The organism is Burkholderia sp. LMG 13014 (genome assembly GCF_905232215.1).
GTDB lineage: Bacteria > Pseudomonadota > Gammaproteobacteria > Burkholderiales > Burkholderiaceae > Burkholderia.
Genome location: NZ_CAJNKE010000216.1, coordinates 1 through 9,438 on the forward strand (window position 1 = coordinate 1; position 9,438 = coordinate 9,438).

The 9,438-nt window shown below is 68.3% G+C and carries 10 protein-coding genes; 2 read left to right on the forward strand and 8 right to left on the reverse strand.

The genetic code is table 11. The annotated features are described in order from the left end of the window. Positions 1-495: 495 nt before the first annotated feature. The 3 genes from JYJ84_RS20380 to JYJ84_RS20390 all read right to left on the reverse strand — a co-directional run bounded on the left by JYJ84_RS20380 (position 496) and on the right by JYJ84_RS20390 (position 2,150). On the reverse strand, positions 496-1,155 hold the full coding sequence (locus JYJ84_RS20380) for an isoprenylcysteine carboxylmethyltransferase family protein (RefSeq protein ID WP_175222476.1): 660 nt from the start codon (positions 1,153-1,155) through the stop codon (positions 496-498). A gap of 156 nt (positions 1,156-1,311) precedes the next feature. Then, the gene (locus JYJ84_RS20385) at positions 1,312-1,476 is read right to left on the reverse strand and encodes a hypothetical protein (protein WP_164462741.1); all 165 of its coding nucleotides are present in this window, start codon (positions 1,474-1,476) and stop codon (positions 1,312-1,314) included. Positions 1,477-1,730: 254 nt separating this feature from the next. Next, positions 1,731-2,150, reverse strand: a complete 420-nt coding sequence (locus tag JYJ84_RS20390; protein WP_043181059.1) for an HIT family protein — start codon at positions 2,148-2,150, stop codon at positions 1,731-1,733. A gap of 301 nt (positions 2,151-2,451) precedes the next feature. Here JYJ84_RS20390 and JYJ84_RS20395 point away from each other — a divergent pair, with 301 nt between their 5' ends. Continuing rightward, positions 2,452-3,627 (forward strand): hypothetical protein, encoded by a 1,176-nt coding sequence (locus tag JYJ84_RS20395; RefSeq protein ID WP_175222475.1) that lies wholly within the window; start codon positions 2,452-2,454, stop codon positions 3,625-3,627. Between the two features lie 192 nt (positions 3,628-3,819). Next, positions 3,820-5,220: a serine hydrolase gene (locus JYJ84_RS20400; RefSeq protein WP_175222474.1), complete on the forward strand. Its 1,401-nt coding sequence runs from the start codon at positions 3,820-3,822 to the stop codon at positions 5,218-5,220. An 89-nt stretch (positions 5,221-5,309) separates the two neighbouring features. On the opposite strand, the gene JYJ84_RS20405 is transcribed toward JYJ84_RS20400, so the two are convergent. The 5 genes from JYJ84_RS20405 to JYJ84_RS20425 form a co-directional block, all read right to left on the reverse strand. Continuing rightward, positions 5,310-5,933, reverse strand: a complete 624-nt coding sequence (locus JYJ84_RS20405; RefSeq protein ID WP_175222473.1) for a glutathione S-transferase family protein — start codon at positions 5,931-5,933, stop codon at positions 5,310-5,312. Between the two features lie 72 nt (positions 5,934-6,005). Continuing rightward, on the reverse strand, positions 6,006-7,505 hold the full coding sequence (locus JYJ84_RS20410; protein ID WP_175222472.1) for a TIGR01777 family oxidoreductase: 1,500 nt from the start codon (positions 7,503-7,505) through the stop codon (positions 6,006-6,008). Further along, on the reverse strand, positions 7,502-8,374 hold the full coding sequence (locus tag JYJ84_RS20415) for a thiol-disulfide oxidoreductase DCC family protein (RefSeq protein WP_175222471.1): 873 nt from the start codon (positions 8,372-8,374) through the stop codon (positions 7,502-7,504). The genes JYJ84_RS20410 and JYJ84_RS20415 overlap by 4 nt, the downstream gene beginning before the upstream one ends. A gap of 98 nt (positions 8,375-8,472) precedes the next feature. After that, complete coding sequence (locus JYJ84_RS20420; RefSeq protein ID WP_122948175.1) at positions 8,473-8,943, reverse strand: DUF2269 domain-containing protein; 471 nt, start codon at positions 8,941-8,943, stop codon at positions 8,473-8,475. Next, the coding region (locus JYJ84_RS20425) for a DoxX-like family protein (protein WP_205189411.1) at positions 8,940-9,438 on the reverse strand (499 nt) is incomplete at its 5' end. The genes JYJ84_RS20425 and JYJ84_RS20420, both read right to left, overlap by 4 nt.

Here is a 9,438-nt window from a genome sequence, read left to right on the forward strand (position 1 = left end):
GGCTACCCCGCCGAGCGCGCCGCCAAGCGCGTTGTTCATGTCACCTGCCATGGCCGGCAGTGCAGTCGCGCCGGTCAACGCGGCGACGACGAGAGCGGGGGCGATTTTCTTCCACATTCCCGTATTCTTCCTTGTTCGCAATCTGGTTATTGAAGGTCCGCTCGGTACGACGATCTGAATCGATCGACGTCGGGTCAGGCATTGTGCCGAACCGCGGACCAATTCATTTCAATGAGCTTGCGGCGAAGAATAGCACCGGTCCCACGTCCTTGCCGTGGACATTCTGGTAACAAGTTGTTTACGAATAAGCGATCTCGGACGCACGCCCCGGAATGCCCGAAAACCCGCGCCGGCATTGGCTCTGGCGAGGGTCCGGCCCTGCGGAAAAGCAGGCCGGCCACGCGCGGCGTCGCACGTTTGCGACACACGTGGCAACACATCGGGCACGTATCGTGAGCCGGCCCCGAAACGACGGCCGCAGAGAAATGAAGGGGGTCAGTACACGCCGGGCAGCAACCGCCAGGTCCGCGCGCAATACGCGTCGTATTCGGCGCCGAATTGCGCACGCAGCAGCGCCTCCTCGGAACGGATACGCGCGACGAGCGGCACCATCGTCAACACGACCAGCAGCACGCCGACGCCCGAGCGGAACGCGAGCGCCCAGCCGAGTGAATTGACGAGCAGGCCGAGATAGCTCGGATTGCGGATGCGGCGATAGATGCCGTCGGTCACGAGCGTGTGGCCGGGCTGGATCGCGACGAGCCCGCTGAAGCGCTTGCCGAGCACGAATACGGGCCAGATGCGCAGCACGCCGCCCGCGATGTACAGCGCGACGCCGCTCCAGCGAACCGCATCGCCGCCGAAGGTCCAGAAGTCGAGCCGGTCGGTCAGCGCGGGCAGGTACGCGAGCAGCAACCCGATCACCCCGAATGCCGCGAGCACCCAGCGGTTGTCGCGGTTCTCGCGCTCGCCGGTGCTCAGGTTGCCCTCGGTGAACATTGCGACGACGGCCATCGCGAGCGTCGCGACGACGGCGACGGTCAGCGGCGGATGCGAGAAGAAGGCCGCGAACCCGCCGCTGCCGAGCACCGCGAGCCCGAGATAGACGAGCGTGGAGATGCCCGACAGGGCGGCGACCTTGCGGGTGACTGTCATGGCGGCCTCACCGGAATGCGCTTTCCTGTGAAGTATAGGAAGCGCGCACACGTCGTGCGGCGCACCGCGGTCATGCGGTGCGCGAATCCGCGCGAGTCATCCGGCGCCACGCGCGGGCGCTGACCGATGCGGCCAGCGCCCGCGCCCGGTGCCGGATCAGCGGATGCGGAAGTTGCCGCCGATCCCGACGCTGACGGGTGGCGCGTAATACGCCGGCGCATAGCCGTAGTAGCCCGGCGCAGGCGCGTAACCGTAAGGCGGCGCGACGTAGCAGCCGGACAGGCCGCCGATCAGGGCAAGCGTGATGAGAAGTCTGGACATGGCTCGATTCCCGGCGCGAAAGACGAATGGCACCTCGCGAAAGCCGCGCCGCCGCGGGGGGCGGCGGACGGCACGAAGAGGCGATCCGCCCTTCCTGTCGCTCGATGAAGCAATGCGCGGAGTCTAGCGCCGGGTGGGCCGGGCCGAGTTTCGCCGGCGGTTACACGTGTTACCTCGCGTGACCGCTGAAACAGGCGATGGCGCGGCGGCCGGCCAGTGCGCCGTGCCATGCCACGCCTGGTGCAATCGATGTGTTACACGAAACGCGCGCGAATGCGCTGCGCGAGCGCTTCGAGTGTCGCCGCGTCGGCGATCTCGCGCGCATGCATCCGCAGCTCGGCGCCTTCCCAGCGCGGGATCACGTGGAAGTGCACATGCGGAACCGTCTGGCCGGCTGCCGCGCCGTTGAACTGGCCGATGAACACGCCGTCCGGCTCGAGCGCCGCGCGCACCGCCGCCGCGACGCGCTGCGTCATGCGGATGCCGGCCGCGGCGGCGTCGCCGGACAACTCGAAGATCTGCGCGGCCGGCTCCTTCGGGATCACGAGCACGTGGCCGTCGGCCTGCGGCATCAGATCCATGATCGCGAGGGTCGCGTCGTCTTCCGCGACCTTCACGCACGGCAGTTCGCCGCGCAGGATTTTGGCGAACGGGTTGTTGTTGTCGTAGGACATGGCGTTTTCCGATAACGGTTGGACTGGGAAAGTGGGAAAGCAATGCCGGACGATTATCGGCCGACGGCGGGTCGGATTTCAACTTGTCAGGCCGAGTCGCCCTTTCTGCGAACAATGGACGCCGCCCGCATGCAACGCGGCGTAACAGATTGGAATATCCGGCCATCGCCGTCCGTTTATTTCGAGCGTGGGTTCACGTGGCAAGCGCATGAGTACGATCGCGAACCCGCGCCGGACACCCGTCGGCTGCGCAGGCCGGCAGCCGGGATGACTGATCGTGATCATCAACCGGAGTCATGCCATGGACCCTCTCCCCTCCTGTCGTTCACCCGCCCCGCCCGTCTTCGCAGTTGATCCGCCGGTCTACGCGCGCGTCCGGCGCACGCTTGCACACTCGCTATGCCGCGCAGCTTGCGGCGCCGGGCTGGTCGCGTTGTCGTCGGCTTTCGCGTGGGCCGGTGGCAGCGACGTCATCCTGCCGATTCCATCGTTCACCGCATCGACGGTGCCCACCAACGGCGATGTCAATCCATACGGCATCGCGTTCGTGCCGCACGGCGTGCCGAACTGGAGCACGCTGAAACCGGGCGACGTCGTCGTGTCCAACTTCAACGCGGCGTCGAACGCGCAAGGCACCGGCACGACGATCGTGAAGCTGACACCCGGCAAGACGCCGGCGACGACCTTCTTCCAGGGCAGCAATCTCGGCCTGACGACCGCGCTCGTGGTGCTGCGCAGCGGCTTCGTGCTGGTCGGCAACGTCCCGACGCCGGACGGCAAGACCATCGAGCCGCCGGGTTCGCTGCTCGTCATCGGTCCACAAGGCAATCTCGTCACGCAACTCGCCAGCGCCACGCTGCTCGACGGGCCGTGGGACATGACCGTGATCGATCGCGGCCAGCGCGTAACCGCGTTCGTGTCGAACGTGCTGAACGGGACGGTCTCGCGCATCGAACTCGCGATCGGCGACAACGGCGTCACGATGCTGCCGGGCTCGCGCGTCATCGCGTCGGGCTACGTGAATCGACCCGATCTCAATGCGCTCGTCGTCGGCCCGACCGGCCTCGCGTACGACCCGAACATCGACGTGCTGTATGTCGCCTCCACCGGCGACAACGCGGTGTTCGCGATCCAGAACGCCGCGTCGACGAACCGCAACGGCGGCGTCGGACGGATGATCTACTTCGACGCGGCGCACCTGCACGGCCCGCTTGCGCTGGCGCTCGCACCGAACGGCCATCTCGTGACCGCGAACGGCGACGCGGTCAACGCCGATCCGCTGCAGTCGAGCGAGATCGTCGAATTCACGGTGAACGGGCGCTTCGTCGCGCAGATGCAGGTCGACACCGTTGCGGGGGCGGCATTCGGCCTGGCGTTCGGGCGCGGCAGCAACGGCCAGCTGGAATTCGCGGCCGTCGACGACAACACGAATACCGCGACGGTCTGGACCCTGCGGCCCGACAGCAACGCGCAATGACGTGCCACCTGGGCGGGCCGCGCGTGGCCCGTTCGACCTGGCCGATCGACACCCACGATTCGCACACGCCGGGCAGCATGCACCCTGTCGACGCCGCCCGGCGTCTCAAGTCCTCGCGATTGCCACCGCCGGCCCGAACCTGCGACACTGCCGGTTCATGTTCCGCCTGCAGACAACCGAGGACGCTCGCGCATGACGATCCCCTTCAAGAAGCTGATCCTGCGCGGCGTCGCGCTCGCGGCCGTCGTCGCGATCGGCTACACGGGCACCATGCTGTCCCGGCTCGCGCCGATCGCGACCGGCTATGCGGCGAAGGCGCTGTGTTCCGGCGTGTACGTATCGGGCCGCCCGGCCGCGTCCGTGATCGACGTCGACATCATGGCCGGCGTGCATCCGCTGCTGAAACTGGTGCACCCGTCGATCGATCCCGACCGTCATCGCGCCATAGCGACCTTCGCCGGCTTCGCCGAACGCGAAGCCGACTTCCGGCCGGGGCTCGGCTGCACGCTCGCGCTCGGACCGTCGCCCGGCACGTTGCCGGCCGCGCTGCCGCCCCTCCCCGATCCGCCGTCCACGCCGCCAGCACCGGCCACGCCGCCGGCCGGCATCGACGCACAGAAGCTGCAGACCGCGCTCGACCGAGCATTCGACGAGCCCGATCCGGCACGGCCGCGACGCACGCGCGCGGTCGTCGTGATGTGGCGCGGCCAGGTGATCGCCGAACGCTATGCGCCCGGCTTCACGGCCGACACGCCGCTGCCCGGCTGGTCGATGACGAAGACCGTCACCGCCGCGCTGGTCGGCATGCTCGTCGCGCAGCACAAGCTGTCGCCCGATACGTCGGCGCTGCTGCCCGAATGGCGCGGCAGCGGCGATCCGCGCGCGGCCATCACGCTCGACGCGCTGCTGCGGATGACGAGCGGCCTGCAATTCAACGAGGACTACGACGACCCGCTGTCCGACGTCGCATTGATGCTGTACGCGCAGCCCGATACCGCGCGGTTCGCGTCGGCGAAGCCGCTCGCCGCGCCACCCGGCACGCGGTGGTCCTACTCGAGCGGCACGAGCGCGATCGTCGCGCGCGTGATGCGCGAAGCGCTGGGCGGCAGCGAAGACGACTACCTCGCGTTTCCGCGCCGCGCGCTGTTCGCGCCGCTCGGGATGCGCAGCGCGGTGTTCGAGCCCGATGCGTCCGGCACGCTCGTCAGCCCGTCGTACATGTATGCGAGCGCGCGCGACTGGGCGCGCTTTGGGCAACTGCTGCTGCAGGACGGCGTGTGGGACGGGCAGCGGCTGCTGCCGGAAGGCTGGGTACGCTACCTGACGCGCACGACGCCGCAGTCGGAGCGCCAGGAGTACGGCGCGCAGCTGTGGGTCAAGGTACCGGAGCCATTCAACGATCGCGATCCGCATGCGGTCGCGATGCCGGCCGACGCGTTTCATGCGGTCGGCCATGAAGGCCAGTTCGTGAGCGTGGTGCCGAGCCGGCAACTGGTGGTCGTGCGGCTCGGGCTGTCGCGGCCGGAAGCCGCGTGGAACCACGAGGCGTTTCTCGCGCGCGTGCTCGACGCGGTGCCGGCGCCCGGCGCGTAAAAACGGGCCCGCGGGCCCGTGCATGCCGGTCATGACGCGGACGCGGCGACGATTGCCACGCCACCGCGCCGTGCGCTACCGGTGCTGGATCACGGGTTCGGGCTGCCCGCGTATTTCTGGAAGCCTTCGCGCGTCGCGAGACGTTCGATATAGCGCGACACCGCCGGGAAATCCGGATGCTCGAACGGCGTGCCGAACCAGCGGTTCACCGACAGGCCGATCGGAATGTCCGCGAGCGTGAAGCCGTTGCCGGCCACGTACGCTCCGGTTGCTTCAAGCTGTGCGTTCAACACCTGCATGTGCTTCGTCCAGCCCGCGATCGACTGCGCGATGCCGGCCGGATCCTGGTGATCGGGCGATTTGCGCACGAGGCCGAGGAACGCGCCGACCCACGAGCGGTTCAGGTCGGCGCCCTGCCAGTCGATCCACTGATCGACCCGCGCGCGCGCCTGCGGCTCGGCCGGATACAGCGCGTCGCCGCCATAGCGGTTCGCGAGGTAGCGGATGATCGTGTTCGATTCCCAGAGCACGAAATCGTCGTCCTTGATGACGGGCACGAGACCGTTCGGATTCAGCGCGAGATAGGCCGGATCGTTGGTCGTGCGGAAGCCCGCACCCCAGTCTTCCTGTTCGAACGGCAGGTTCAGCTCGGTGCACAGCCACAGCACCTTGCGAACGTTGATGGACGGGATCTTGCCGAGGATGTGCAGCATGCAGTCTCCTTGTGAGGTCGGATGCGGAGCGCCCGGGACACACGACACGTCCCGAACGCGTTCACGCCGAGTTTATACGCGACCGCGCGGCAAACGACAGGCCGTGCGCGGAAAATCCGCGTGCGGCCGATTCGTCAGGTCACGCAGCGCGTGCTCGGCCGTCGGGAACCGGAACATGAATCCGTCCTGATGCAGCCTTGCCGGCATCACCCGCTGCCCGTCCAGCAGCAGTTCGGCCATTTCGCCCATCGCGACGCGCAGCGGCGCGGCCGGCACGTGCAGCCAGGCCGGGCGGTGCAACACCTTCGACACGACCTGCACGAACTCGCGCTGGGTCAAGGGCGCGGGCGCGACCGCGTTGTAGATGCCATGCATGCCGGGATTCGCCATCGCGCGCGCGACGATCCGCAGCACGTCGTCCCGGTGGATCCAGCTCATCACCTGCGTGCCGTCGCCGAATCGCCCGCCCATCCCGAAGTAATGCGGCAACAGCATCGAGCGCAACGCGCCGCCGGGGCCGAACACGACGCCCAGCCGCAGCACCACCGAGCGAATGCCGTGGCGCTCGAGCGGCTGTGCGGACTGCTCCCACTGCCGGCACAGTTCGGACATGAAGCCGGTGCCGGCGCTGCTGCGCTCGTCGAGCCGCTCGTCGGCAGCCCGCACGCCGTAGTAACCGATCGCCGACGCCTGGATCCACGTGCGCGGCTTGACCTCGGCGGTCTCGACCCAGCGCATCAGCGATTCCGTGACGCCGACCCGGCTGGCGAGCAGCACCGCCTGCCGGTGCTTGCTCCAGCGCGCGCCCAGCACCGGCGCCCCCGCGAGATTGATGACCGTGTCGAAACGCTCGTGCGGCTGCAGCTGTTCGATGGATGTCACGCTGCGCACGCGGCCGTGAAACTGATAGGCCGCACGCAGCGGATCGCGCGCCAGCAACGTGACCGTATGCCCCGCATCGAGCAGCCCGTTCACGAGGGTTTCGCCGATGAAGCCGGTTCCGCCGGTCACGAGCACGTTCCCGGGCGGCTGCCCCGCGAACGGATTGGCGACCGGCGCGCGTCGCGCGATCCGGCAGGCCGCGATCCCGTCGCGGATTCCCGATACCGTCACGCCGACGGCAAACAGGCTCAGCACCCAGCCTCGCCAGCCAAGATCGAGCGCCTGCAGCGCGGTCGGCTCCTGCACCCACGCGGCCAGCTGCATCGCGATCATCCCGAACAGCGCGCCGCCGTTGACGGCCAGCAGCGTGTGCAGCACGCGCTCGGTCGCCGGCAGCTTGCGGCTCTGGTCCTCGACGACGAAATCCCACAACGTCAGCACCACTTCGACTACGACCACCACTGCGAGGGCCGCGACCCACGCGCCGTGAAAGGCGACGTTCGCGATCGACGCGAACACGAGACCGTAAAGCACGGAACGCACCGCATGAATCGCCAGTTCGAGCCGCGCGCGCGGGCTGTGCGGCAGATCCTGCGTGAGTTCATGGTGATAGAGCGTATCGAATGCGCCCATCGCGCCCTGCGCGATCAGCAGGTTGAGCGCCCAGTCGTAAGCAGGCAAGGTGTTCATACGGTGTCCCTCCTCCAAAGCCAGACAAGCGGTGGCACCATCGCGACGAGTGCCGCCGCGTCGATCGCCACGTGGCCCGATACATGGGCCTGCAATGAAAACAGCGTGTCCTGCGGCGCCCAGATCAGCAGGCCGGCCAGCAGCCATCCCCACACTTCGCGGCGACGCAGCCGATTGCCGAGGTGGACGAGCGCCAGCATCCAGACCGACGCGCATTGCACCGTCGCGCCGATCAGCGACATCCACCAGATCTGCTGCGCGCGCGCCGGTTCGGGTGCCGTTCCCGCCCAGAAATGCAGCTCGATCACGCGGTGATACGCGTCGAGCCACGGCGCGCCAGCAATCCATGGAACGGCCATGCCGACGAGCAGATGTGCGATCGCCGCGCCATACATCCAGGTCACGACGATGCGGCGCGCAGCGTCACCCACCGGACGATCCGCCGTCGATTCGGCGGCTCGGCCGCGACCGCTACTGCACGCCGCCCCGTCGCACTGCGCTTCGCCGTGGTAGCCGAGCCAACGCGACACGGCATGCCGGTTGTGCGCGAAGCGGCGATACAGCGGCGCCAGCACACGGCGCACGACCGGCACGCGAAGCAGCCGGACGAGCCAGCGGCGCCCGGTCAGCGCATGGGCGGCCAGGATGCTGTCCACGCCGGTCAGCATGCGTCCGTCGGGCAGACGCGCGTGCAGCTCGCGATTCAGCGCGGGCAGGTCGACGCCCAGCGGCGCGGGATCGAAGCCCGGCGCGGCGATATCGACGAAGGCCAGCCGCTGTCGCGCGTCGCGGGCCCCGAGACGCTTGATCTCCGCCACGCATAACGGACATCGTCCGTCGAAGTACAGCACCAGTTCACTTGAGTCCATGATTCGCATTCCTTCTTTTTGTCTGCCGCATGCCTCATGAATCGATCGACTGCTTTCCGCCACGCCCTACCGCCGCCCCCGAGCGGCGGACGACGCGCTTACATCGGCTTGAGCACCATCAGGAAGTAGACGGTCAGCATCGCGAAGAACGCCGGATAGCCGAGCAGTTCCCAGCGCTTCGCATAGCGCCAGTACCGTTCCGGCAGCGCGGCATCGCCGTTCACGTGCGCGAGCTTCGCCATCGCGGCCAGTTCGACCTGCAGCCACACGACCGGCAGCCAGCAGGCGCCGGCGATCGCATACAGCACGATCGACGCGACGAGCCACGGCGTATGCCACGGCCAGCCGGCCGTGTGCGCGAGCCAGAGCCCCGAAGCCGGCTGGAAGATCACGGCCGGCGTCGTGAACCACCAGTCCGCACGCACCACGAGACGCGACACGGCCGCGATCGCGGGCACCGAGCGCGTGCGGTTCGCGAAGAACAGGTAGAACGCGGTGCCGAACCCCGTGCCGACCAGCAGCACCGAGGACAGGATGTGAAGCGCCTTGATGACGAGATAGGTATTCATGCGTGTTCTTCTTCTGAAAAAAGGATCAACAGGATGGCGAGAATCGGTACGTTCTTGAGCACGGGGCCGAACGGTTCGGCGAGCAGGCGCGGCATCGTGACCGCGATGACCGCCGAATACGCGACGATCAGCGCGGCTTGCGCGACCCACAGGCGGCGCGACGGCGCGACGACAGTCGCGATGCCGAACCCGAAGTCCAGCGCGCTGGCCGCATAGAGCGCGATCAGCGCAGGCAGCCCGGTCAGGTGCGCGGGCGCAAGCAGCGCGAGGCTCGCGTGCAGCGGATGGATGAACGCGCTGGCGATGGCCGTCCAGATCCACACGATCGCCAGCGCGCCGCGCAGCAGCGGACGACGCCACATCGCGAGCGCGTCGCGACGCAGCGCGGCCGCTTGCGCGCCGATGAAGCCGTCGATCCCGCGCGGCGGCCGACCGAGCAGGGCCGTAGCCGCTGCCGGATCGCCGGTGTTCCCGCCGCGCAGCATCGTCCACGTG

What these genes read in the sequence shown, in the direction of transcription:
- JYJ84_RS20380 (WP_175222476.1), bottom strand. Translation starts at nt 1,155, where the DNA reads ATGACAGTCACCCGCAAGGTCGCCGCCCTGTCGGGCATCTCCACGCTC.
- JYJ84_RS20395 (WP_175222475.1), top strand. Translation starts at nt 2,452, where the DNA reads ATGGACCCTCTCCCCTCCTGTCGTTCACCCGCCCCGCCCGTCTTCGCA.
- JYJ84_RS20410 (WP_175222472.1), bottom strand. Translation starts at nt 7,505, where the DNA reads ATGAACACCTTGCCTGCTTACGACTGGGCGCTCAACCTGCTGATCGCG.
- JYJ84_RS20405 (WP_175222473.1), bottom strand. Translation starts at nt 5,933, where the DNA reads ATGCTGCACATCCTCGGCAAGATCCCGTCCATCAACGTTCGCAAGGTG.
- JYJ84_RS20400 (WP_175222474.1), top strand. Translation starts at nt 3,820, where the DNA reads ATGACGATCCCCTTCAAGAAGCTGATCCTGCGCGGCGTCGCGCTCGCG.
- JYJ84_RS20420 (WP_122948175.1), bottom strand. Translation starts at nt 8,943, where the DNA reads ATGAATACCTATCTCGTCATCAAGGCGCTTCACATCCTGTCCTCGGTG.
- JYJ84_RS20385 (WP_164462741.1), bottom strand. Translation starts at nt 1,476, where the DNA reads ATGTCCAGACTTCTCATCACGCTTGCCCTGATCGGCGGCCTGTCCGGC.
- JYJ84_RS20390 (WP_043181059.1), bottom strand. Translation starts at nt 2,150, where the DNA reads ATGTCCTACGACAACAACAACCCGTTCGCCAAAATCCTGCGCGGCGAA.
- JYJ84_RS20415 (WP_175222471.1), bottom strand. Translation starts at nt 8,374, where the DNA reads ATGGACTCAAGTGAACTGGTGCTGTACTTCGACGGACGATGTCCGTTA.